A 25,363-nucleotide genomic window follows, 5' to 3' on the forward strand; every position below is an offset into this window, starting at 1 on the left:
GTTAGATTCTTTGTAGCAGTGCTTCGACTTCCGTTTGTAGTTTTTTCCGGAAGAACAAAAATTTCCAACGCGATCCGCCGCATTGCTTCCATAGGATTGCCGAGCGTATGCCAGCTAGCAGCAGGGCTCTGATTTTATTGACGGTATCGGGTCTCGATAAATAATGTTGTTCGCCGTTGACCATGATCCTCGGTTGTAGCGTACTGATCGTGTTGTGATAAATGTCGCCGAGGTTGGCTAATACGTTTTCGTGCAAAAGCCCGAAAGTTTCGCTTTGGTGTTGGGCTTTTTCGATGCCTTTACCGATGACTTCCATTAAATCGGGACGGTTTGATACCTGTTTTTCTAAAAATACTAGCGATGCCGCATATCGTGCTTGTTCGGGATCTGCGATATCGAAACCGGTCATTTGCCGGTTGAGTTGTTCCAATCCGAATTTGATACCGGCTAGGCCGCCATAAATGTCTTCAACCGTATCCGAGTCGATTTTAAGAATGCTGGCGATACTGGCTTCGGTTGCATCGGGATCCGATTTGCCGGTTGTTGCCAATTGCCTGACCAGCGCGGCCGCTTGGGCGATGCCTGCGAGTGCGATTGCTTGGTTGGTGATGGTGTTGAGATTTTTTGTCATTGTTTACAAGCCAATAGACCGGGGCAATGTTGAGTGGTGGCATAGCCGGCTTGAATCCAAGGCTGAATACCGTTTTGTAGATGGTTAATATTGTCTAAACCGAATGTTTGTACTAGGAGATTACCGGCTTTTTCACTTCGATTGCCGGATCGGCATACCAGCACGACGGGTTGATTCGGTGAAGTGCGTAATTTTTCCATTTCGCTTAGCCATTGTTCTGCATCGTAGCTGCCTCGACTATCGAAAAATTGAAGCCTTACACTGTGAGGTATCGTTCCAGTCTCGGCCCATTCTTTTTCGGTACGGATATCGATGATCAAAGCATTTTGCTTGTTTTTCATTTCGAGCATTTGCGGTATATCGATAGCCCCAAGCTCATTTGCCGATAGTAACTGCGTATGGATCATCAATGAAAATAAAAATAAAAGTTTGTTCATGGAATCGGTTATTCGATGTTGTTCATGATTTGATTCGCCCAGTCGATGCTTTCCAGATACGCAGTGTTAATCATCGCCGGAGTTAAAGCTTTGAAGTGTATCGATTGCGGCAACCATTGCTCGAAACCGAGCACGAATTGAAGAATTTCTCCGCCTAATCCATTCTTTTCCAAAATAGCAATCGCGACATCGGCCGTCAATGGTAATTGACCGAGCGCTTCATCGATCGGCAAATCTAGAATACTGTCGAGACTCGATAGTATACCGATTAAAAAGTAATGTTCGGGTTCTTCGCTAAGGTGCCGGGCTAATAGTTCGCACATTTTAGCTCGAATCAAGGCTGTTTGAAGTAGGGCTTTCGGTTTATTCGATAATGAGGCGAAAGTTAGAATATTACACCATCGTTTGATTTCATTCAGGCCAAGATAAGAGACGGCATGCCGGATCGATTCGATGCGTCGTGGAATCGCAAAAAAAGCCGAGTTAATGTAGTGCAATAATTTAAAGCTTAATGTGACATCTTGCGAAATGATTTGTGTTAGTTCGAGAAATTCTACGTTGGGATTATTGACTGCAGCCAACAATCTGATTGCCGCTGTTTGGTTTATACCCAAACGCCGGCCTTCGACGATGTTCGGTTTGCTGAGAAAAAAACCTTGAAAATAGTCGCAGCCAAGTTCGAGTAGTTGTTCGTATTGTTGGTGGCTTTCGACTTTTTCGGCCAATAACTTAACGGGGTAATGTTTGAGTTGTTTGATTATGTCGAGGGTTTCTTGCTCGGACATTTGCAAGACATCGAGTTTGATGATGTCAACGTACTCTAGTAAAGGCCGCCATTCGTCAGTCAACACAAAATCATCCAGTGCTAAGGTATAGCCGAGTTGCTTTAGCTCTTTAATGTTGTTGATGATTCTTAAATCGACTTTGATGTCTTCTAGTAGCTCAATAACAATGCGTTCTTTGGGAAGGCTTAACGGTGTTTTTTCAAGGATATTTTGGCCGGTAAAGTTAATGAAAGCCCTGTGGCTTTCGACCAATTGATTAATGCCGAGTTCGAGTATCGTATCGGTAACGATTTGGTTGGTCGCTTGCGTGGCTTGGCTTTCTTGCGCCAAGTCGTATTCATGACCTCGAAAAAGAATTTCATAGGCATAGATTTCAAGTTTTCTATTGAAAATTTGTTGACGACCAATCAAAAAGTTTGTCATTTAGATATGCCCATTGCTGAATATCCCGGTGCTTCTTTAAACCGGCGCCAAAATTCGAGTATAAAACAAAGTATGAAAGCATTGTATTTGGTTGTATTGTATTTGAGCGTTAGACTATTTTTTTGAATTAGTTTATATCATGTTTAACAAATATGCGTCGAGCGGTGCATAGTGCGTTTTAATTTAATATTATGACTAGAATCAGTGGAGAGGACATGAGCGAGACAATTGTGCTGACGGTAACAGGTATGAAATGCGGCGGTTGCGAAACCAATATCAGCGATAAATTAAAAACACTGGATGGTGTGTTATCGGTTTCCGCAAGCCATAAAGACAATAAAGTGGAGGTGGGCTACGATCCGGCTAAGATCGAGGTCGAAGAAATAGAAGATGCCGTGATCGATGCGGGTTTTTCTGTGGAATGAGGGATTAATAAGGTTCAAGGTGAAAGATGAAAGATGAAAGATGAAAGATGAAAGATGAAAGGTGAAAGATGAAAGGTGAAAGATGAAAGGTGCTTTGCCCCTTAAGCTCCTTGCCCCTTGCACCTTAAGCCTTGCCCCTTTAACCTTATTCACTTCTATTCGGAGATTATTATGAGCACACAAAACGAATCCGAGATGACGATGCCCGAACTGCGCCTGTCGATTTTGGGCATGCGTTGTGCCGGGTGCGTTGGAGCCGTTGAAACCGCCTTGGCGGAAGTTGAAGGCGTGGCCGAGGTTTCGGTCAATTTTGCCGATCATTCGGCTCAAGTCAAAGGCGATGCCGATCCGGACGCATTGACCAAGGCGGTAAAAGCGGCGGGTTACGATGCGGCCGTCATGGAAGGTTTGGATGAAGATCCCTCCGAACAGGAAGAACTCGAGCTCAAACGCTATCGTTCGTTGATGAAAAAAGCAGCAGCGGCTGCCGCGTTGGGTATTCCGTTGATGTTGGGCGATCATTTCAACTGGCTGCCCGAAATCGGTTCGGAAGCCGGTCAATGGTTTTGGCCGCAGCTTTCCTTGATGACCTTGGGTATTTTGATTTATTCAGGCTGGCATTTTTATAGCGGCGCGATCAAGTCGCTGTCTCACGGTCAGGCCAATATGGATACCTTAATCGCGCTGGGAACCGGTTCGGCTTGGTTGTATTCGTCGATCGTGATCGATTATTCCGATGCCTTGCCGTCGCTCGCCAAGCATGCTTATTTCGAAGCGGCCGTGATTATCTTGGCGTTCATCAATTTAGGTTCCGGTTTGGAAACCTTAGCGCGCGGCAAAACGTCGGGTGCGATTCGTCAGTTGATCGGGCTTCAACCGCGTACCGCGAGAGTCATCCGTGAAGGCAAGGAAATCGATATTCCGATTCACGATGTCGGGCTCGGCGAAATCTTGCGGGTCCGCCCCGGCGAAAAAATTCCGGTGGACGGAACAGTGACCGAAGGGCATTCGTCCGTCGATGAATCGATGTTGACAGGCGAACCCTTGCCGGTCGAAAAAACCGAAGGTTCATCGGTTGCCGCGGGCACGATGAATCAAAAAGGGAGTTTTATTTTTAAGGCGACGCGAATCGGCCGCGACACCGCATTGGCTCAGATTATTAAAAGCGTGCGTCAGGCGCAAGGCAGCAAACCCGATATCGCGCGTTTGGCCGACAGAATTTCGAGTATTTTTGTGCCGGCCGTAGTCGCCTTATCTGTATTGACATTTCTTATATGGTTAGGCTTCGGTCCCGAGCCGTCCCTGGGGTATGCCTTCGTGACTTCGATGACGGTACTCGTCATCGCGTGTCCATGCGCATTGGGCTTGGCAACGCCGATTTCAGTCATGGTTTCGGTCGGACGGGCGGCACAAATGGGGATTTTGATTCGTAACGGGGAAGCCTTGCAGACGGCAGGTAAAATGACTTGTGTGATTCTCGATAAAACCGGCACGGTTACCGAAGGTAAACCCTCGGTTTCAACAATCGAGGCTGTGAACGGTTTTTCCGAAGAACAAGTGCTGCAAATCTCTGCCAGTATCGAGTCGGGTTCCGAGCATCCTTTGGCGGGAGCTATTTTGGCCGAAGCGGAGCGACGCGGTATCAAGACGTCACGGGCACGGCGTTTCCAAGCCGTTGCAGGCCACGGAGTTTGCGCTGAAATCGATAAACGTCAGGTTTATTTCGGCAATACTGCGCTAATGGCGCAAAAAGACGTCGATTGCGCGGCTTATTCGGAGCCAATGCAAGCATTATCGAAGCAGGGCCAAACGCCGATGCTGTTGGCGGTCGATAACGAAATCGCCGGAATTGTCGCGGTGGCCGATCCGATTAAAAAAGATTCTAAACAAGCGATTAAACAGCTTAAAGAGCAAGGCATACGCATTATTATGGTGACCGGCGATAACGAAGTTACGGCAAAAGCAATTGCCGGCCAGGCCGGTATTTCGGAAGTTAGGGCGCAAGTGTTGCCGCAGGACAAAGCCGCCGTCGTCAAGGAATTACAAGAGAGAGGAGAAAAGGTCGGCATGGTCGGTGACGGCATTAACGATGCGCCGGCTCTGGCGCAAGCCGATGTCGGTATCGCGATCGGTACCGGCACCGATGTCGCGATCGAAAGCGCGGATGTCGTTATTTTGCAAGGTTCGTTGATGAAAGTGCCCGAAGCCATCGAATTGTCCAAGGCGACAGTCATCAATATTAAACAAAATTTGTTGGGCGCGTTTTTTTATAACACAATCAGTATTCCGGTCGCGGCCGGCTTGTTGTATCCGTTGTTCGGTATTTTATTGAACCCGATGATTGCTGGTGCCGCGATGGCAATGTCGTCGGTCACTGTTGTGATGAATGCCAACCGGCTTCGGTGGGTGAAATTAGGAGGAAGGTGATGAATAATTTATTTAAGCTTATTTTTTGTGCGACCATTGTGTCGGTAGTCGTGGCTTGCGGTGATTCTTCCAGTAGCGCGAAACAAGTCGGGATCAGCTCTACGCATGTTATTGAGGGCACCGTGACCGATCGAGACGAATTGATTGTTAGTGGAAAAATTCTCGCGAAGGACAAAAATGGATCGACGATTGCTACTGCCGAACCCGATCAAGAAGCCCACTATTCGATAGCATTGCCGCCTGGATCCGCTTATCCGGTGACGCTCGAGATTGCCGTAGACGAGAATACATTACTGGAAGCGGTTGTGATGGATTCGGCATTGGCGATGCAGGATATTTCGACGATGTCGACGCTGGTCGTCGAATCGGCTAGAAATTTGGGGGGGGTGACTAAGCAAAACATGGCTCAGGCCGCTATCAATGCGATTCGACAAAATAAAAAGTCGAGTGGAAAGGGAACGTCTACCGGCTTTAAAGGTGACCCGACTAAGCAATATGGTGGCTGGCATTAATGGAGTGCGAGCGCTTACTTAAGATTTTGTCATAAATAACGTCCTGGAAATATGAGCTTTGTTGAGGGTTCGGCAACTCGCTTGACAGGCCCTGCTGCCGACACCTGCCAATCGAGCAACCGGACCCTCCGAAAAATAGGGTAGTCATATTGCCCCGCAAAGCGGGGGTTTGACGGTTATTAGCAGCCCCAAGGGCTGCCGTTGCTATGCGTTCGATCTCGCACTTTTCCCTGTGATGTATCCGACCAGTACTAACCTCCGGCAACCCTAAACAGCGTAGCCCGGATGGAGCGCAGCACAATCCGGGAAGTTCGGTGCCACGCCAGTCCAGTATTCCGCTAAGCCGCATACGGGCTACATGTTTTAATAGCAACTTGGGAAAGAGTGGTGTGGGTTGGCCGTTTTTAGCTTGATGTTTATTTCGCTAAGCCTCGACGAGCAATTCAAATGTCTTTAAAAACTAAATCTAAAGGCAAAGCCTTGATAGTCTCACTGGTCAAACCAGTGGCTTACCTGTCAACGAGTTATTTACGACCAAAACCTAAGTCCATTTTTAGAATCGATTTCGTCAATTCATGCCGGAATTATAGGTTTCCGATAAATTAGTAGTAGCTTGATTGAATAAAAAGGTTATACTTCATCCGTTAGAATTTATTGCTTCGAATAGCCTGTTATCATAGTGTTCCGAGATTACACATAAATTATTTTATAATTAATTGATTTATAATATTTATTTATTTCGAAAATAAATTAAACCAATTCAATTGTCTTTAATCCTGGAAACAGAAGATACGGAAAGCGTGAAGTATACCTTATAGCACTTCAAATTTCGGCATTAGCGTATGGAGGCGTCGGGGCGTTCGGTAAAGGCTTTGGCAGCATGGATGCTGTCATAGAGCCTACATGGACGTATTCACGGTGTCCTTTAGCGGACACCCAGGCGCCGAATTTTGATCTACGACGGGTATAACATCGTAGGGTTAATTGGGGTGAAAGCGCTAAACTGCCGATTTTTTGTTAAAACTTATCAGTTAACTATTTGAAAATAGTTATATTCCTAATGTTTTAATCGCTTAATTTAAGTAATTCGGTCGGTATTGTCTTGTGTGGCCGGCTACGATAAGCCAAGCAATAGTTTTTTCTGCAATGGTCAGATTGCTCTCGAATAGAGTATTTATTTCAGTTGAATTCGACGGCACATTTTTTATGTCGTTCACCCTATGCGGAGCCATAATATTCAGGTTATAGAGGTGTTTATGTCATGGTTTGATTGGTAAGTCCGATGGATGAATCTCCTTTTTTCAGTTTGCGCTGGAAATTATCGATTTTATTCGGCATAGGAATGTTGTTCGTGTATGGCGCTTATTTCTATTATGCTTATAACGAAGTGAACCGGGTTTTCAAGCTCGAACGCGAACATATTCAAAGCAAGCAATTCGACACCGCTCAGGTTTTATCCAACGAAGCATTCCAAACTTTGGACCAGCTCGCCGAAGGTTTAGCATTCTCAGTAGAAGATGCTGATAAAGAAAAAAAACTGTCCGAAATGTTGGAGCGTAATGGAGAGCAATTACAATTAATTTGGGATATTGAAAATGTTACCTTATTCGATCAGAGTGGGCGACTCATTGGTGCATGGGGACGTAAACTGGCAATATCCAATGCTGATGTGCATCAGGTTTTAAATTCCGAAGAACCGGTTCACAGGATTGTATGTCCCGATGCTTGTTTTCAACAAGCGATAGTTCCAATGTTGGGGCAGTCAAAGTCGGCCGGTGTATTGAGCGTATCTCAGTCTTTTGCAGACATTATCATCAAATACAAAAAGCTAACGAATAACGATATCGGCATTTTAGTCGAAGATTCCCTCACGTCTGAAGACCCGAATTATACGGTCAAATTAACCGCTAGAACATTTTCCGGTTTGGATTTCGATATCTTAGGTATTTTATCCAAGAGCGACGCAGTCAGCCGTTTTGCCGACCGTAACGAACGGTTATCTTTCGGAGACCGCTACTATGAGCTCGGTATGAGACGTATGAATCACTCGGAGACAAATCGTGCGCCATTTTTTGTCTTTGTTAACGATATCACTCACGATATTGATGTTTTAAATGCCAAGCGGAGATCAATTTGGATTCAAACATTGCTGAGCTTTTTCTTATCGCTATTGGTATTATCGACTGTCCTCTGGTTTTTCATTGGTCGCGTGGTCCGACTGTCAAGAGCGATTCCGTTATTGGCCGGTCGGCAATTTCCGGCATTCAGACAGCAAGTAAAGACTAAAAGACTGTTTCCATTTTTTCATGACGAAATAGATCAACTGAATCATTCCGTATTAGGATTGGCTCAACAGCTTGAGTTGGCGGAGCAAATCGTAAATACCAATACCCTTGAAATCATAGAGCATAACCGGAATTTAGCCGATGAAAGAGATTTTATTAATCGTATGGTGAGTACCGCCCCCGTCATAATGATTACGCAACGGATGAATGGGTTGATTGCGTGTGCGAATCAGGCGGCGGCGGATGTATTGGGTGAAGAAAGGGATTCGATTATCGGTAAGTTATTCGATCTCTATTTGCCGTCTTCCGAGGAACATCATCGGGCTCAATTAGCGAGGCTAAGAAACGACAGGTATGCGCAGCGACTGCAAATTGAAGGACGTTTAGTATCGAAGCTAGGTGGAAGTCGCGACATATTTTGGATTCATGCGCCGTTTTATCAGGATGGTGAAAACCAAGAAGCATTTGTGCTTTCGATGGGCGTCGATATGAGTGTCGAACATATCGTTGAGCAAAAGTTATTAACCATGGCAAATTTCGATCCGGTTACCGGTCTGGGCAATCAGAGAAGCTTTGAATCCGAATTAGCCGATCGTCTCGCATCGGCTAAAAGACATGGCGGCAAGTTGGCCTTGCTGGTATTTGATGTGACTCCGCGTGGTACCGGCGATTTACGTTTCGATAAATCTTACATGCTTCGTGTCGCAAGCAGACTTAAGCCCATTCTGAGATCTTCCGATCGATTGTATCGTATTGGCGATAATCGTTTTGCGTTGATAATGCCGAATTGTCAACAGCGAGGGATTATTGTATTAGCGAATAAAATCATTGATGAAGTCCAATCACACAATGTGGAAATCGATTCGCCAAACCTTTTCTTATCAACGGGTATCGGTATAGCGCTCTATCCGCAGCATGGCAATACTGTCGATCAATTAAGGGCTAATGCTCATTCGGCGATGCATCATGCAAAAAAAGACGGTTTCTATTTATTTTTTGATCGGGAGCGTAATAGTCAAGGTAATGGCAAAAGGCGGAGTGAATGGCAAGTTTTATTTGATATCGCTTTCGATAGGGACCGATTCGTGTTGAGTTATCAGCCGGTTTGGGATATCGATCAGCGTTGCGAAAGTTATTTTAACGTCCGCTTATGTATACGGCGAGATGACCGTAGTTTGATTCCGCCGGATGAATATTGGCTTTATGCTGAGCAACTAGGGTTCGCGCCTCGATTAGAGCGTCTTCTGGTCGTTACGGCAATTAATGAACTTGCTTTCTATAATCAATCAGGGAATCGGATTAGCATCTCGATCGGTTTATCCGGCGCTTTGTTTTTAGACCCCGATTTTTGCTCGGATATGGCAGAATTATTAAACAAAAACGCGGTTGATCCGAGTCAAATCATATTCGAAATTAGTGAATCTTCGGTGATTGGGCAGTTCGTTATCGCTCAACGTTTTGTAAGGCGCATTAAAGAATACGGCTGCCGGTGCGCATTAAACGATTTCGGGATTGAATTTTCATCGTTTTTTTACCTTAAACATTTGCCGGTCGACTTTGTCAAAATCGGTGGATACTTCGTTGATCAAATTGAAAAGCACAAAGACAGCAGCAAAAATTTACAGTTGATGGTCGAAGCCGTGCAAGCGTTTGATAAAGTTACGGTTGTTGAGTCGGTGAGTACGCGCCGGGTTTTTGATGTGGTTAAAAAGATGGGAGTTAATAAGGTTGCTGGAGACTTAATCGGTAAGCCAAGCGAAACACCCTTCATTAAAGCGAATCGAGTGGTATGATCGCTTTCTTGCCTTGCAATTTACGCGTAAAACTCAAATGCCTTATCGACTGGTTCTTGTTCGATAGACATGACGGCTTGATTCAGGGCGATCAATTTTTTTTCTTCATCGATTTGTAGGCCAATCATATAGAAAATAGGCATCCACAACGGGTTGATCAATAATCCGCCGAGTATTGATTTAGCGGTACGCTTGATATTTTTAAAAGGATTAAAAGATTGACTTAGCGATTCATAGGGGGATGCTTTAAACACCGCTTCAAGCGGTTTGAGTTTGGATTGTTCCGGTTCTTCAATCATCACTAGGAAATTCGCCAATTTCCGTTCGATTTTTCGGTAATTTAACCTTGCCAGTCCCGCCGATACGGCGAAAGTAACAGCGACAAAAGGCAATAATACTGCCGGAGGAGCCACCGGTGCAAAAAAAGTCGACATCATTACGATACATAAGCCTGCCATCACAATGTCCTCTCCACGTTCAACATCGCGATCAATGGACTCAACCATTTTAGTTACGTTTTCGTCCGGACGATTAGCTGAATTGTCTGTTTCTCGATTCATTTTGCATACTCCACAAGAAGGGTTAAACGGAGAGTGGTCAAATAAAGCTTACCTCAAAAGAATACCATCAAAGTTTCAACGAACAAGTTGCTTAGTGAAAAAGTTTACCTGATTAGCAAGTTTCTTCAGCTAAAGGCCAAAAACCAGCATATCCCTAGCAGGACGGGGTTTGCAACCCCGTCCTAAACGTTTTGACTTTGGCCGAAGTTAGCCGAAATGTTTAGGGCAAACCGAAACGTTGGGGACGGGTTAAATAACCCGTCCCGCAGAAGTGGCTACGACTGGCCACTGCTCGGACAATTGGCTTCAGCAAGCTGAAGCATCTTGCTAATCAGGAAAGTTTATGTATACCTTTCGTACTTCAAAATTCGGCAGGTGACTAAGGAGGCACCGGGGTGTTCGGCAAAGGCTTTGACAGCAGGGATGCTGTCACAGAGCCTACATGGACGTATTCACGGCGTCCTTTGACGGACCCCCCGGCGCCGAAATTTGACCAGCAAAGGGTATAAGAAAGACTGCGGCATTCGTAAATTTTTATTTTACTGCTAATCTTTAAAGGCTAACTGTAGCGATGATTGTTACTCCTTATCTGATTGGAAAACGCCTAATCCTTAGGTGGGTTTGTGGTGTGTTTGGCGGCGATGACGGAAGTGGATCGGATTTTGCTTCATCAAAATCGGGATTTCCGTCATCCTTTGCGGTCGAGATCAGCCGTCAAGTTCCCTAAGGATGGATTTTTCCAGCTCTTAAATGCCATCCATCTTTATCGTTGGATCGAATTTCGCTAAAAAATTGATCAGTATATTGGTAAGGGAGTAGGACTTTTATTAATGAGAGATTTAGCTTTGGAAGAAGATTTAACGACCGATTTGTCGATATTGCAAAGTCATTTAGATGGCATGATCAATCGGGTTCAGCATAACAGTAACGCCTTAAGGCGATTTCAAGCTTTTGAAAGACGCTTGCTTAACTTAAATTCTTTATCCGAAATGATTGTTCATATTCTTGAAGATGGTAAGGCATTTTTCGACCTTGATGTTATCAGTCTATGTTTGGTCGATAAAGAAAACGAATTATCGGAGTATTTGATACAAGACGGTTTCGATATCAAGACCACAAAGCAATTAACTCTGCTTAAAGACCGTCATCAGTTGAAAACTTTGTTCGGTTTTGCAGTAAAACCCTATATCGGCGCCTATCATCCAAAATGTTCAGAATTCTTTAGCTATACCGATCGAAAGCCTATTAGTGTCGCATTGATTCCGCTAATCCGACGCGGAAAATACCTAGGGTCGTTGAATTTCGGTAGCTTTCAGCAGGAACGTTTTATCGATACAATGGCGACCGATTTTATCGAACATATGATTTCGGTGGTCAGTATTTGTTTGGAAAATAATCTCAATTTCGAGATGATGCGCAGGACCAGTTTGATCGATACACTGACCGGCGTCAACAACAGACGTTTTCTTGAGCAAAGGCTTGGAGAAGAAATCGACCGCTGCCAACGAAGCGGCGAGCCATTGTCCTGTTTGTTTCTCGATATCGATTATTTTAAGTCAATCAACGATACCCACGGACATCAAGCCGGAGATTATGTGCTTAAACAAGTGTCAGGATCGGTAAAAAATCTGCTACGTAACAACGACGTTTTGGCTAGATACGGTGGCGAAGAGTTTGTGGCTTTGTTGTCGAACCTTGACGAAAGTAAATTAATAGCTATCGCCGAACGTATAAGATGTACGGTTGAAGCGCTTAATATGGTTTTCGATGGTAAACCGATTCAGGTGACTATTTCGATAGGCGCAGCATCTTATTCGGCGCCTAAGCATATACTTTCGAGCGCAGCCGATATTGCGATGCGGCTAATTGAATCGGCCGATGCCGCGCTATATCAAGCCAAGCACAACGGCCGCAATCGGATTGAGAATAATGGTTTTATTATTGACCGAACGTCGATCGACAGTGCTGCATCCTATTAAGATTCCATCGTACAGCCTTTGATAGGCATCTCAGTGCTGAAAATTGGCTAGTAAAGGATTAATTAAGAAAAAGCCTATAGGTAATCTGATATCGCCGATTGTTTTGGTAGCGCGCAATTGCGAAACTACTGCTTAACTTCTCTATTCCGAGCCGTATATCAAAAATAAGACTCTATATCGGCTTGACTTGTTATCATAACGTCATCTTACAATATTATAATCCGCTTATATTTAGGCTAATTTCCGGGGTTACGCATGATCGAACATATGGTCAGACATTACAATATTTTGTCCATTGTCGGTAATATCATTACTGTGAAAGTTGACAATACCTTCGCAAACCAAGAAATCACAACCCGGTTCGGGGATTTAGCCGAAGTCGAAGACGGCAACGGCAGCGAATCTTTGGCACAAGTTATCAAAATCGACGGTAGCAAGGTGGCTTTGCAGGTTTTCTCGGGAACTCGGGGCATTTCGACTGCGGCGTCGGTGCGTTTTTTAGGTCATTCGATGCGAGTGACTTATTCTGCGAATATTCTTGGCCGGATTTTTAATGGTACGGGGGAGCCGATGGACGGTGGTTCGACGCTTAAGCCCGACCCGAAAGTGACGATTAACGGTGCATCGGTGAACCCGATGAAACGAGTTTTAGCTTCGAAAATGATACGAACGCAAGTGCCGATGATCGACCTGTTCAATTGTCTGGTGGAAAGTCAGAAGATACCGATTTTCTCTATTTCCGGCGAACCGTTTAACGCATTTTTGGCTAGAATCGGCATTCAGGCTGATGCCGATATCGTGGTTTTTGCAGGGCTTGGCCTGATTTTCGATGATTTTCATTATTTTAGATCGCAATTTGAGGAAGCGGGAGTATTTGCGAGGACCGTGATGTTTTGCAATCTGGCTTCCGATCCTATCGTCGAACGGCTATTGGTGCCGGATATGGCATTGGCGGTCGCGGAACGCTTTGCAGTAGAAGAGGGCAAGCGGGTGTTGGTGTTGATGACTGATATGACCGCTTACGCCGATGCAATGAAGGAAGTCGGTATTTCAATGGAGCATGTTCCGTCGAACCGCGGCTATATGGGCGATCTCTATTCGCAGTTGGCGCGCCGATACGAAAAAGCCTGCGATTATAAAGGTGCCGGTTCCGTTACGATTTTGTCGGTGACAACGATGCCGGGTAACGATGTGACGCATCCGGTTCCGGACAATACCGGTTATATTACCGAGGGCCAGTTTTATTTGCACGACGGCATGCTCGATCCTTTCGGTTCGTTGTCTAGGTTGAAGCAACATGTCATCGGTAAGGTCACGCGCGAGGATCATGCGCAAATCATGAATACGATGATCCGTTTTTACGCGGGCTCGGTCGACGCCGAACAAAAGCAGGCGATGGCTTTCGATTTGTCCGATTACGATAAAAAATTGCTTCGATTCGGGCAATTATTTAAAAAACGTTTCATGGACATCAATGTCTCTATTTCATTGGAACAGGCCTTGGATTTAGGATGGCAAACCTTGGCCGAATGTTTCGAGGAAAGCGAGTTATTAATGAAACAAGCCTTGATCGATAAATATTTCCCGAAGAAAAGTCATGGCCAGACTCTCGCTTAACAAGGCTTCATTGCATAAGGAAAGCGCCAAACTTAAACGCTACCGGCAATATTTGCCTTCGCTCGATCTCAAACGAAGACAGTTGATGGCCGAGCGGGCCAAAGGCTTGGCGCAGCTCAAAACTACCGAACTGCAAATTGAACAGTGCCGGCAAAAAGTGAGCGAAACATTACCGATGGTGTCCTATCGGGATATTAATTTAAACGATCTGGTTAAAGTCTCGGCGGTCGAAATAGGCGAGGAGAATATTGTCGGTATTACGGTACCGATACTAAGGAAGGTTGACCTAGTGACGATGACCTACTCGCCTTATCTGAAGCCGCACTGGGTCGATGCGTTGGTCGTGCAATTGAAACTTATGCTGGAGTTGAAGTTGCGGCAACAGGTCGACAGGCGTCGATTGACGATTTTGGAAGCGGCGGTCAAAAAAGTGACACAAAAGGTTAATTTGTTCGATAAGGTGTTGATTCCTAAAACGGAGCGCAATATACGCAAAATCCGTATTTATCTGTCCGATGCCGAACGAGCCGATGTTGTTCGGGCAAAAATGACCAAACAACTCCGTATTAAACAAGGTGTCTAAATGGCAATCGTCAAGCTGAAAAAGATTACTTTTTGCGGCATGTTGTCCGATAAGCGTCGGATATTGGAGCAAGTGCAAGCCTTAGGCGGTCTGCACTTGATTCCTTTAGCCGAACCGCCTGGGCAGGAGTTCGGCGCGCCTAAAAATACCGAAGGCGTGGTCGAAGCGCTTAAGTATCTTAATGCCTGCGCGAACAAAAGACATCAAATCAAAGACGCGACGCGTTTCGATCTTGAAAGGATTACCGAGGAAGTTTTGGCCATTAAGGCGAAAGTTCGCGAGTTGACCGATATTTACGACGCCTTGTCGAAACGAATCGATGAGGTTGAACCGTGGGGCGACTTCCAGTTACCGGAAACCGCGCAATTGGCCGGTTACCGATTATGGTTTTACATTATTCCCAAAAGAATGATGAAAAAGCTCGAGGACTGCGACTGGGTTTGGCAGACGGTTTATCAGAATAATTTATATTGCTATGTCGTCGTCGTTGCCGAATCCGAGCCGCCCGAAAACAGCATGCCGGTGGTAAGAACTCATACCGGCTCGATACCGCTTTCGACATTGAAAACTCAGCGAAGCCAGGTCGAATTGACGCTCGAGGATTTACAGGCCGAACGAGAGTCCTTGACTCGCTGGATTACCTTGATGACGGTGCATTTCAGTGAGGCGCTGGATCAGGCCGATTTGGCCAAGGCGCAAACAATTACACGCGACGAGGCCGGCGTGTTCGCCTTGCAAGGCTGGTTGCCGGAAGCACATACCGAAAAATTTCTTCGTTTTGCCGAACATCATGGTTTGGCCGTATTGGTCGAAGACCCGGATCCCGGCGACAATCCTCCGACCTTGCTCGATAATCCTCGGCAACTGGCCGGCGGCGAAGATATCGTCAATTTTTATCAAACGCCGAATTATTACGGTTGGGATCCGTCTATTGTCGTGTTTTTTTCATTTAGCGTTTTTTTTGCGATGATTCTGTCCGACGCAGGTTATGCCGCGGTTTTCGGGTTAATACTGATGTTCAAATGGCGCAGTCTCGGGCAGAGCATCAAGGATCGGAGACTTAGAGTCCTGGCTGCTAACACCGTGTTTGTTTCGCTTGTTTGGGGAGTTTTATCGGGCGGTTATTTCGGCTACAGTCCATCCGAAGAAAGATTTATTTCTGCATTAAAGATTATCGATATTAACGATTTCGACGGGATGATGCGCTTGTCGATCGCGGTCGGCGTCGGGCATATTGCCTTGGCCAATGCGATTCGAGCCTATCGCCGATACCCTTCCTTAACGGCATTGGCCTCTATCGGCTGGCTGTTGGCAGTAGTCGGCGGTTTTTGTTTTTGGCTTTCGGCGACAACGGATAATGACGGGTTGCGTCAAGTAGGCATTATTTTGCCGGCTACGGGCGGCGTTTTGTTGTTGCTGTTCAGCAGCGAACGAGGTTTAAAACGCTGGAGCGACTTGTTTTGGCGTTTGCTGGACGGTGTCAAGAGCTTGATCGGCATTACTCAATTATTCGGTGATGTGCTCAGTTATATGCGTCTATTCGCATTGGGTTTGGCTAGCGCATCGTTGGCGCTGACTTTTAATCAATTGGCGGTGCAGGTTTATCATGCCTTACCCGGTCCCGGGTTGTTGTTCAGTATTTTGATCTTAATCGTCGGTCATGTCTTGAATCTGATGTTATGTTTGATGAGTGGCTTGGTACATGGTTTACGTTTGAATTTTATCGAATTTTATAACTGGAGCGTTTCCGATGAAGGTTATCCCTTTAAAGCATTTTCCAAAAAAGGAGTCCGTTGATGGCTGAGGTATTAGTGATTTTAGGATGGATCGGTTTATATGCGCCGATGGCCTTGGGTGCGATCGGCAGCATTATTGGTTGTGCGGTTGCAGGCCAAGCCGCGATCGGCGCGATGCTCGATACCGAAACCGGGCACGGTCGCTATGTCGGGGTTTCGGCGATGCCGTCTTCTCAGGTGATTTATGGCATTGTCGTGATGTTTACGCTGAATCGGCCGATTACCGAAGCGAATGCTTCCGGTATTTTTGCCGTTGGCGTCTTGGCCGGATTCGCACTGATGTTCAGTGCGATTTATCAAGGGCAATGCTGCGCCTCGGCGATTCATGCCTCGAAGGCCAAACCCGAGATTTTCGGCTTATCGGTAGCCCCCGCCGCGATCGTCGAAGGCTTTGCCGTCTTTGCATTTATTTTCGCCCTAGTAATTAGCGGCGGAATTCCTCAATCTTAAGAGTCGAGAGTATGAAAGCGGAAAAAGCGGAAGTTGCATCGAGCGGCGTCGAGAAATTGATCGAGCGCTTGAGAGAGGAAGCGATTAATGCCGGACAAGCTAAAGCCGAGGATATCGTCCTTAACGCACAAAAACGAGCCGCTTGGATTGTCGAGGAAGCCGAGCAAGAGGCGCAATTATTGCTTGAAAAAGCACGAGCCGAAGCCGAAGCGCTTAAATCTTCCGGTGTCGATGCGTTGCGCTTGGCGGGGCGGGATGCGTTACTTAAATTACGCGATACATTGCTCGGTAGCTTTAGTCAGGAAGTCATGCGCGTGGTCGGTAAACAAATGGCCAAATCCGAATTTATCGAGCAATTGATACTGGCATTGGCGGGCCGAGTCCGAGAAAAAACCGGGCTCGATCAAAATTCTAAAATCATTTTTCAATTACCCGAGGATATCGTCGGCGTCGAGGATTTGCGAAGAAACCCGGAGGAGCTTAAGCAAGGAGCCTTATCGCATCTGACCGCCGCGATCGCATCGGATTTGTTGCGCGATGGCGTATCCTTTGAAGTTTCGGATCAAATCAAATCGGGTATCGTAATCAAGCTTGAAGAGAACAACATGGTCATCGATTTTACCGATGAAGCCGTTGCCACTTTGTTTTTGGAGCATTTACAACCGCGTTTTAGAGCGCTCTTGCAAGGCATCGTCAAGTGAGCGGCGAAAATTATAAATATACGCTTTTACTTAGCAGCCTTCCTGTCCATCCGACGGAACTATTCGAGACCCGTCAGCCGCCGATTTCGCGCATTCAGTTGGATAAGCGTTTGGCCTTGCTAGATAACGAAGATGCCGACGATTTGGCAAGAATTGAAGCCTTGCTGCATTGGTCGAAAATGAAAGAACTCGATGACGAAGCCGTCGTTAAACAAGGGATGGTCATGTGGCGTGCAATCAGGAACCCGTTTCTAAAAGATATCGTCATGTGGCGTTTGGAATTAAGGACTATTTTGACGGCGCTCAGAAGAAGGCGCGACGGCGAGAGTTTAACCTTGGGCGCGCCTTTTGACGGTTTTGGCGAGCGTTTACGCTTTATCAAAAAACATTGGCGTGAATCGGCTTTCGGAATGGATGCCTTATTGCCTTGGGTTAGACAAGCCAGCGAATTGATTGAACAAGATCGGCCGCTGGAGTTGGAAAGACTGATTCTCGAGTTGATTTGGCGGCATTATCAGAGAGTCGGGCAGGGGCATTACTTCGATTTTCCCGCAGTCGTCATTTATGTATTGAAATGGGATGTCATTAACCGTTGGACCCATTACGACAAAGAGCAGGCCGTTTTACGATTTGACGAATTAGTCTCGGCCGGATTAGACGGCGTTTCGATTGAATTTGGATAAATTTCTACGATGAATGAAAGCACATTGACAACGGGTTTGGATCAGGCTTCGGCGAGAGTCGTCTCTGTTCAGGACGATATTGTATCGATCGAATCGGTTGCTGACACGCCGCTGACGAAGAATGAAGTCATTTACATTTTGCCGAGCCGAAGCGAAGCTAAACATAAAGAGCGGCTTAAAGCAGAAATATTGCGTATTTACGGCAATCGTGCCGATGCGCAAGTTTATGAAAACACAACAGGAGTCGGTGTTGGCGATCCGGTTGTGTTGACCAGCGAATTACTGTCGGTCGAACTTGGGCCCGGGCTTTTGGGACAAGTCTATGACGGCTTGCAAAATCCCCTCGATTTATTGGCGACCGAATACGGCTATTTTTTGCCTCGTGGAGTCGATTTGCCTGCGTTGGATCAAAATACCAAGTGGGCATTCACACCGTGCGTACAAGCCGGTGCAAAACTCTATGCCGGTTGTGCGATCGGGGCCGTTCAGGAGCGCCGATTCAGTCATAAGATCATGGTGCCGTTCGACATCAATGGCGAGATCGAGGTGACTTGGATTCAGGAAGGTAATGTTACGGTCGATGAGGCCGTCGCAAAAATCAAACTGGCCAACGACAAAGAGCGAATCATTACGCTCAAACAGCGATGGCCGATTCGCTTGCCGTTATCGCAACAATTGCTGCGCAATAATGTGGTGCAACGCCAATATCCATCTGACCCCTTAATAACGCATTTACGTTTGATCGATACTTTTTTTCCGATTGCCAGAGGCGGCACCGGCTGTATCCCCGGGCCTTTCGGCGCAGGTAAGACGGTTTTACAGAGTTTGATATCGAGAAATTCGGAGGTTGACATTGTCATCGTGGTCGCTTGCGGGGAGCGAGCCGGCGAGGTCGTCGAGACCATCACCGAATTTCCGATGACCATCGATCCGAAGACCGGCGGATCGTTGATGGACCGCACGATCATTATCTGTAACACTTCGTCGATGCCGGTTGCGGCCAGGGAGGCGTCGATCTACACGGGAATCACGCTCGGTGAATATTATCGGCAAATGGGTTTGAATGTGCTGTTGCTGGCCGACTCGACGTCTCGTTGGGCGCAGGCGATGCGCGAAACGTCGGCGCGGCTCGAGGAGATTCCGGGCGAAGAGGCTTTTCCGGCCTATTTAGACTCGGCGATCAAAAATATTTATGAGCGAGCCGGCGTAATAAAAAACCGTGACGGAGGAACCGGAAGTCTGACGATGATCGGAACCGTTTCGCCGGCCGGCGGTAATTTCGAGGAACCGGTTACGCAATCGACCTTGAGCACGGTCAAGACTTTTTTAGGACTGAGTGCCGACCGGGCCTATAAACGTTTTTATCCGGCTGTCGATCCGTTGCTATCCTGGTCTCGTTATTTAGAGCAGCTTAGGTCTTGGTATGATCGTGAGCTTATTTCAGGGTGGACTGAACGCGTATCCAAAGTTTTAGACTTGCTTGTTCGGGGCGACAGTGTCTATCAAATGATACAAGTCGCCGGCGAGGAAGGCGTGACTTTGGACGATTTTGTGCTGTATCAGCAAGCCTTGTTCGTCGATATGATCTATCTGCAACAGGATGCTTTCGACGCTGTTGACGTGTCGGTTCCGCTTGAGCGGCAAAAAGAAATATTTATGCTGATTATCAAGTTGGTCGATGCGGAGTATCGCTTTACCGACCAAAACCATGTGCGGGATTATTTTACTCGTCTGACCGGACACTTCAAAAATCTAAATTATGCGGTTTGGCGTTCAGCCGAATATAACGATTTACTCGCTAAAATAGAGAGTTTGTATAAATCGGTCGATAATCCGGGTTAACTTAGACGAGTCTGCGATATTTATGTATAGGGTAGTCAGGTTCGGTTGCTCGATTGATAGGTGTCGACGGTAGGGCGGATTTTGCTCCTCGGCAATTGCTCTTGCATTGTCCTGCTACACGCTATTCTTGGCTATACTCATCGTGGATTAAAATTCGGCACCGGGGCCCGGCAAAGGACGCCGTGAATACGTCCATGTAGGCTCTATGCCAGCATCCATGCTGGCAAAGCCTTTGCCAGGCACTCCGGTGCCTCCTTAGGCACTGCCGAAATTTGAAGTACGAAAGGTATATGCAAAATTTGCATTCAACCCAGCGATTCCCTGTTTGAGCAGTTTCGCCGATTTTAGGGTGTGGGGTATGCCTGTCGAGGAACGCCGTAAACCCATCCATGGGGGCTTGGCGGCAGCTCGAACGCCAAGGATGGCGTGAATGCAGATTTTGCATGGAGCAAAAATCTGCCCTGCTGCCGACATCCTCGCCAAGCATACCCCACACCCTTTTTGATCTCCAAATTGGGAATTGCTGGTAAATATGTCCATGGCTTGACGGAGGCTATCCCTGCCACCGAAACCTGTCTAGGGTATTGCTGGCCTCCTATGTTTTAAATTGGCCAACCATTTCTTTCAATTGGCTGGCCAAGGTCAACAATTCTCGGCATGCGGTTGTTGTATTTCTAGCGCCGATCGATGTTTCGTTGGAAACGGAACTGATGTTGCTAATGTTGCGGTTGATTTCCTCGGCAACCATGCTTTGTTGTTCGGCGGCGTTTGCGATTAGATTGTTCATGTCGTTGATCGTATCGATTTTGTCGCTAATGCTGGCGATTGCTTCGCCGGCCGATGCGGCTTGCTCGACACTGGTCGTGGCTTGTTTTTTTCCGTTTTCCATAACTTTGACTGCTTGTTCCGCACGTGCTTGTAAGCGTTCTATCGTTTTTTGGATTTCCAGCGTTGAATTTTGCGTGCGGCTGGCAAGCGTTCTGACTTCATCGGCGACAACCGCGAAGCCACGACCTTGTTCTCCGGCTCTGGCTGCTTCGATTGCGGCATTCAATGCCAGAAGGTTGGTTTGCTCGGCGATACCTTGAATGACGCCCAGTACTTCGCCGATGCTATTACTATCCGATTGAAGTTCATGAATGACATGCGCGGCATTTTCCACTTCGGATGCCAATCGGTTAATGTCTGCAACGGCGGCCGTCACAACATTTTTGCCTGTCAGCGCTTCGGCGTCTGCTTTTGATGCGGCCTCTGAAGCTTTAACCGCATTGCGGGCGACTTCTTGAACGGTGGCTGTCATCTCTTCCATTGCCGTGGCTACTTGTGTGGTTTCGGATTGCTGCCTATCGACACCATGTTCGGTTTCCTCGGAAATATGGGCAAGGCGTTGCGAGGCTTGAGTCAGTTGCTCGCTGGTCGTGCTGATATGGTCGACAGTCTTGGCTATTTTTTTTACGAAATTGTTGAAGCTATGCGCAACCCAAGCAAATTCGGTCTTTCCTTCGGTTTTCAGCCTGGCTCTGAGATCGCCTTCTCCACTGGCAATATCTTGTAATTTTAGTGCCAGATCGGTTAACGGTGCAATGATGATGCGGTTCATCGAAATATAACCGGCAGCACCTATTACGATCAACGTGATAACCGTAAAGCCTATTGCGTACAGAACATGGGTTCTTAGTTGTTCATTGACTCGGTTCAACGGGGTGATGATTTCAAAAGCGCCATGAAGGTCGCCGGCGCGTTTGTTTTCCATTCGATAACCAAGAATATCGCTTCCTGTGTAATTACCCCATAGTTCGCTAGATGTAGCCGGATCGCCATGGCAGAGTTCGCATTGCTTGGCCAGTCTTACCGGTCTAAAGTAACGGATTTCTTGGGTTTCTTCATCAATGTAGGAATATTCGGTGGACTGGGGATTATTTTGAAAAAACTGAAGGGCTTTTTGTTCCAGCGCATCAGCTTCGTTAGCAGGATTTCTCGCGCCGACTCGAGGTGCTTTGAATCGGAAGTTCCCTTCTTTAGCTTTGGCTTCGGCGACATCCATTGCATTCATGACCGGGACCGTCGCCAATATTTTTGCTCTTCGTGCCGGATTGATGCTGTCGCCGGCCATTATTTTTACAAGCTCGACAGAAAAAATACCGCTTTCCCATTTTTGATTGGTGTTTTCCCTAACCGACTCGGAAACCAGCAGCAGGTTCTTGGCATTTTGAATTTCGGATTCGATTAGTTTTTGTTTTTCCGATACGCCGTAAGTTATCAATAAGCCGCAAGCTATAATTGCCAGTCCCGTAAGGGTGATAGCCACTACTTTAACGCCAACAGAATTCCAATTCATCATTATCATATTTGTTCTCCGGCATATCCTGAGTGAATATTATATGCGATATGCATTGTCAATTGGCCGTACAGCTCAAGTCTGGTTACGGATATAGTTGTTAAAAAGTAAATGTTTGGCTTTGGTTAATCGTTAATCAATTCATAAATATTTCGAGTCCCTGCGTATTAACCTGAATTCGGCAGTTTAACCATCAAGCTCATGAAGTATTTCAAGATATTAGGTAAACATTCTCACTAATCTATTGGATTAACGAGAGTTCTATGCATATGCATAGCTATTGAATTAACCTCTTATTCTTCATGGTGAAATGCTTTTTTCGGATTAATGAGGCGAAGCTGCGTTCTAAGTCTGTACCCAAATAGATCCAAAATTAATTACGTGCTGATTGCAAATCCAATCGCCGGAAACGGCCGGAATGGCTTTTTTTTGCACTGAGCAAAATGACCTAACACCCCTGCGAATCCTTAAGCCCTACCAAAATTTGAAGTACGAAAAGGGATGTTTCGTTTCCATCGCTTAGTCGAGCAATCAGCAGGTTATTTCGTTAATTAGGATAGCTTATAAATCGGCAGATGAGTATTTTACTTTAATTGTATAAGGTTATATCCCTAAAAAAAGCGAAGTTATGAATTAAATCATAAAAATAACCTGTATCATCAGGCGCGTAAACGCAAATTTGAATTTACTCCATAGATTCAATCCTTCAATTGCGATTAAGCTGATGTAAACTATCGGTCGTTTTTTAATCAAAATCGATCGAACAGCTATGAAAAAAATCAAAGTTCTTTTTGTTTGCATGGGGAATATTTGCCGTTCCCCGACCGCCGAAGGAGTCTTTACTAAGCTAATTGAAGAGGAGGGGCTTAGTCATTTATTTGAAATTGATTCAGCCGGAACGCATGCCTATCATGTTGGCGAACAGCCTGATTTACGGGCTCAAAAAGCCGCAAGAGAACGCGGTATAGAATTGCGACATTTGCAAGCAAGAAAGGTTATTTATGCCGATTTTGAGGGCTATGATTATTTGCTGGTGATGGATGACGACAATTATTCGATTCTGCTCGAAGCTTGTCCCGAAAATCACCGGGGTAAGATAAGTTATTTGTTGGATCATGCGCCGCATCTCGCTACACGCGAGGTGCCGGATCCATACTATGGAGGCCGGTACGGTTTTGAGCGCGTGTTGGATCTAGTTGAGGAAGCCGCAGTGGGTTTTTTGAATATGTTAAAAGAGCAAGGGAAGGTATGACGTGGAAAGTTTAAAAGCCGCGTTGTGCTGTATCAGGTCGGCTAAAGAATTGAGAAGGTTAGGCGATAAGTGAGCAATTCGTCGAAATAAATAAGGCATAAATATCTTTTTTGCTAATCGAATTTGGGCTCAAAGATTTGTTATACCCGTCGTAGATCAAAATTCGGCGTCTGGGTGTCCGCTAAAGGACGCCGTGAATACGTCCGTATAGGCTCTATGCCAGCTCCATGCTGGCAAAGCCTTTATGAGCGCCATGGATGGCGTGAATGTCGATTTTGCAGGAGCGAAAATCGACCGGACACCCAGGCGCCTCCTCTGGCACTGCCGAAATTTGAAGTGCGAAAGGTATAAAAGGATGCCGTGAATGCTCCCGCGAGTCGTCGCTGGTTTAGGCTTGGCGCGGAGTCGACAAAGACTTTGTCGAGCCCTAGCGCCTCCTCCTTGGCAGCAATTCCCAGTTTGAGCAGTTTCGCCGAGTTTAGGATGTGGGGTATGCCAGTCGAGGAACGCCGTAAACCCATCCATGGGGGGGGGCTTGGCGGCAGCTCGAACGGCAAGCTTGGGCATTGCCGAAACTTGAAGTGCAAAAGGTATATAATGATTGGAAATGATTTTGCATTGAGCAAAAATCCACCGAATATTCGGGTTTTTCCCTACAGTCGGTGCCGACATGTATGTGTTAAAAGTATAATCTATAAAAATTCCAATAAACGAGGAGAGAATTATGGCAATTGTGTCGAATACTGTCGACTACCTGGATGGTGATGCGGTTTTAGAAGGTTTTTTTGCCTATGACGATGCATTAGATGGGCGGAGGCCTGCCGTGTTGATTAGTCATGCTTGGGGTGGGCGAGACGAATTTGTTGCCGATAAGGCAAAAAAGCTTGCAGAGTTGGGATATGTCGGTTTCGCATTGGATATTTACGGTAAAGGCAAACGAGGGAACAGTATCGAGGAAAACTCTCAATTGATGCAGCCATTTATGGATGATCGCGCGATGTTGCAAAGGCGCATTGCTGCAGCATTATCGGCGGTTAAATTATTGCCTTGGGTCGACGATCAAATGATTGCGGCGATCGGTTTTTGCTTCGGTGGTCTGTGTGTGCTCGATTTGGCTAGAACCGGTGCCGATCTAAAAGGCGTGGCCAGTTTTCACGGCTTGCTGATTCCGCCGGGTAATCTGGTTGCTACTGATATTAAAGCTAAAGTATTGGTGATGCACGGTAATGACGATCCGATGGCGCCGGTCGACCATGTCGTGGCGCTGGAAAAAGAGTTGACCGATGCAGGTGCTGATTGGCAAATACATGTTTACGGTAATACCGTGCATGCGTTTACAAATCCGCTGGCTAACGATCCTGGTTTCGGAACCGTCTATAACTCTCTTGCCGACAATCGTTCTTGGAAAAGTTTGCTTGCGTTTTTGCAAGAAGCTTTCGCGCGATAAGTTATATCTCCCATAGCGCCAATCTGTATTTTGGATTCAACAAATAAGAGAATGTAGTAATTCCCAGTTTGAGCATTTTCGCCGATCTTAGGGTGTGGGGTATGTCTGTCGAGGAACGCTGTAAACCCATCCATGGGGGCTTGACGGCGGCTCGAGCTCCAGGGATGGCGTGAATGCAGATTTGCATGGAGTAAAATCTGCCCTGCTGCCGATATTCTCGCCAAGCACACCCCGCACCCTTTTTGATCCCCAAATTGGGAATTGCTGAAGAGAATGAGCAATCGCTTGCCCAGTATTGGTAAAACATTTATAATCGCCGGTTTTGGCGCATTCCGTGCCATATCCTTGCTTTACCATCTTTCTTAAGACTAGAGATGGAAGGCTTTTTCCCGAAAGG

General features: G+C 46.4%; 19 protein-coding genes. 14 read left to right on the forward strand and 5 right to left on the reverse strand.

Annotated features, from left to right (window positions below):
- Window position 1: 1 nt before the first annotated feature.
- From hflD to EQU24_RS09890, 3 genes are read right to left on the reverse strand one after another with little or no spacing between them, the layout of a single operon-like run.
- The gene (gene hflD, locus EQU24_RS09880; protein WP_014148121.1) at window positions 2-631 is read right to left on the reverse strand and encodes a high frequency lysogenization protein HflD; all 630 of its coding nucleotides are present in this window, start codon (window positions 629-631) and stop codon (window positions 2-4) included.
- A complete protein-coding gene (locus EQU24_RS09885; RefSeq protein ID WP_017839659.1) occupies window positions 628-1,068 on the reverse strand; it encodes a rhodanese-like domain-containing protein in 441 nt (146 codons plus the stop codon). Before EQU24_RS09885 ends, hflD begins: the two co-directional genes overlap by 4 nt.
- A gap of 8 nt (window positions 1,069-1,076) precedes the next feature.
- Complete coding sequence (locus EQU24_RS09890) at window positions 1,077-2,276, reverse strand: EAL and HDOD domain-containing protein (protein WP_017839658.1); 1,200 nt, start codon at window positions 2,274-2,276, stop codon at window positions 1,077-1,079.
- 215 nt (window positions 2,277-2,491) lie between these two features.
- Here EQU24_RS09890 and EQU24_RS09895 point away from each other — a divergent pair, with 215 nt between their 5' ends.
- The 4 genes from EQU24_RS09895 to EQU24_RS09910 all read left to right on the forward strand — a co-directional run bounded on the left by EQU24_RS09895 (window position 2,492) and on the right by EQU24_RS09910 (window position 9,718).
- Window positions 2,492-2,701: a heavy-metal-associated domain-containing protein gene (locus tag EQU24_RS09895; RefSeq protein ID WP_014148124.1), complete on the forward strand. Its 210-nt coding sequence runs from the start codon at window positions 2,492-2,494 to the stop codon at window positions 2,699-2,701.
- A gap of 171 nt (window positions 2,702-2,872) precedes the next feature.
- Window positions 2,873-5,128: a heavy metal translocating P-type ATPase gene (locus tag EQU24_RS09900; RefSeq protein ID WP_017839657.1), complete on the forward strand. Its 2,256-nt coding sequence runs from the start codon at window positions 2,873-2,875 to the stop codon at window positions 5,126-5,128.
- Window positions 5,128-5,640, forward strand: a complete 513-nt coding sequence (locus EQU24_RS09905; protein WP_017839656.1) for a hypothetical protein — start codon at window positions 5,128-5,130, stop codon at window positions 5,638-5,640. Before EQU24_RS09900 ends, EQU24_RS09905 begins: the two co-directional genes overlap by 1 nt.
- Window positions 5,641-6,922: 1,282 nt before the next feature.
- Window positions 6,923-9,718 carry an EAL domain-containing protein gene (locus tag EQU24_RS09910; RefSeq protein WP_017839655.1) on the forward strand — a complete coding sequence of 932 codons (2,796 nt, stop codon included), beginning with the start codon at window positions 6,923-6,925 and terminating at the stop codon, window positions 9,716-9,718.
- A 20-nt stretch (window positions 9,719-9,738) separates the two neighbouring features.
- Here the strand turns inward: EQU24_RS09910 and EQU24_RS09915 are convergent, their stop codons facing one another.
- Entirely contained in the window at window positions 9,739-10,278 is a 540-nt protein-coding gene (locus EQU24_RS09915) for a hypothetical protein (RefSeq protein ID WP_017839654.1), read from the reverse strand.
- 830 nt (window positions 10,279-11,108) lie between these two features.
- Between EQU24_RS09915 and EQU24_RS09925 the strand changes: the two genes are divergently transcribed.
- The 8 genes from EQU24_RS09925 to EQU24_RS09960 all read left to right on the forward strand — a co-directional run bounded on the left by EQU24_RS09925 (window position 11,109) and on the right by EQU24_RS09960 (window position 19,929).
- Window positions 11,109-12,257, forward strand: coding sequence for a sensor domain-containing diguanylate cyclase (locus tag EQU24_RS09925; RefSeq protein WP_017839653.1), 1,149 nt, complete (start codon window positions 11,109-11,111; stop codon window positions 12,255-12,257).
- 255 nt (window positions 12,258-12,512) lie between these two features.
- On the forward strand, window positions 12,513-13,874 hold the full coding sequence (locus EQU24_RS09930; protein ID WP_017839652.1) for a V-type ATP synthase subunit B: 1,362 nt from the start codon (window positions 12,513-12,515) through the stop codon (window positions 13,872-13,874).
- Entirely contained in the window at window positions 13,855-14,457 is a 603-nt protein-coding gene (locus tag EQU24_RS09935; protein WP_017839651.1) for a V-type ATP synthase subunit D, read from the forward strand. The genes EQU24_RS09930 and EQU24_RS09935 overlap by 20 nt, the downstream gene beginning before the upstream one ends.
- On the forward strand, window positions 14,458-16,254 hold the full coding sequence (locus EQU24_RS09940; RefSeq protein ID WP_017839650.1) for a V-type ATP synthase subunit I: 1,797 nt from the start codon (window positions 14,458-14,460) through the stop codon (window positions 16,252-16,254). It begins immediately after the preceding gene.
- Window positions 16,254-16,703 (forward strand): ATP synthase subunit C, encoded by a 450-nt coding sequence (locus EQU24_RS09945; RefSeq protein WP_014148134.1) that lies wholly within the window; start codon window positions 16,254-16,256, stop codon window positions 16,701-16,703. The genes EQU24_RS09940 and EQU24_RS09945 overlap by 1 nt, the downstream gene beginning before the upstream one ends.
- 11 nt (window positions 16,704-16,714) lie before the next feature.
- Window positions 16,715-17,404, forward strand: coding sequence for a V-type ATP synthase subunit A (locus tag EQU24_RS09950; RefSeq protein ID WP_014148135.1), 690 nt, complete (start codon window positions 16,715-16,717; stop codon window positions 17,402-17,404).
- The gene (locus EQU24_RS09955; protein WP_017839649.1) at window positions 17,401-18,087 is read left to right on the forward strand and encodes a DUF2764 family protein; all 687 of its coding nucleotides are present in this window, start codon (window positions 17,401-17,403) and stop codon (window positions 18,085-18,087) included. The genes EQU24_RS09950 and EQU24_RS09955 overlap by 4 nt, the downstream gene beginning before the upstream one ends.
- 9 nt (window positions 18,088-18,096) lie before the next feature.
- Window positions 18,097-19,929 carry a V-type ATP synthase subunit A gene (locus EQU24_RS09960; RefSeq protein WP_017839648.1) on the forward strand — a complete coding sequence of 611 codons (1,833 nt, stop codon included), beginning with the start codon at window positions 18,097-18,099 and terminating at the stop codon, window positions 19,927-19,929.
- A gap of 595 nt (window positions 19,930-20,524) precedes the next feature.
- Here the strand turns inward: EQU24_RS09960 and EQU24_RS09970 are convergent.
- On the reverse strand, window positions 20,525-22,237 hold the full coding sequence (locus EQU24_RS09970) for a methyl-accepting chemotaxis protein (protein ID WP_244310910.1): 1,713 nt from the start codon (window positions 22,235-22,237) through the stop codon (window positions 20,525-20,527).
- Between the two features lie 799 nt (window positions 22,238-23,036).
- Here EQU24_RS09970 and EQU24_RS09975 point away from each other — a divergent pair.
- Both EQU24_RS09975 and EQU24_RS09980 read left to right on the forward strand, forming a co-directional pair.
- The gene (locus tag EQU24_RS09975; protein ID WP_026130047.1) at window positions 23,037-23,519 is read left to right on the forward strand and encodes a low molecular weight protein-tyrosine-phosphatase; all 483 of its coding nucleotides are present in this window, start codon (window positions 23,037-23,039) and stop codon (window positions 23,517-23,519) included.
- A gap of 724 nt (window positions 23,520-24,243) precedes the next feature.
- Window positions 24,244-24,966 (forward strand): dienelactone hydrolase family protein, encoded by a 723-nt coding sequence (locus EQU24_RS09980; protein WP_017839643.1) that lies wholly within the window; start codon window positions 24,244-24,246, stop codon window positions 24,964-24,966.
- Window positions 24,967-25,363 lie beyond the last annotated feature (397 nt).

It is taken from the genome of Methylotuvimicrobium buryatense (assembly GCF_005931095.1).
GTDB classification, from domain to species: Bacteria; Pseudomonadota; Gammaproteobacteria; order Methylococcales; family Methylomonadaceae; genus Methylotuvimicrobium; species Methylotuvimicrobium buryatense.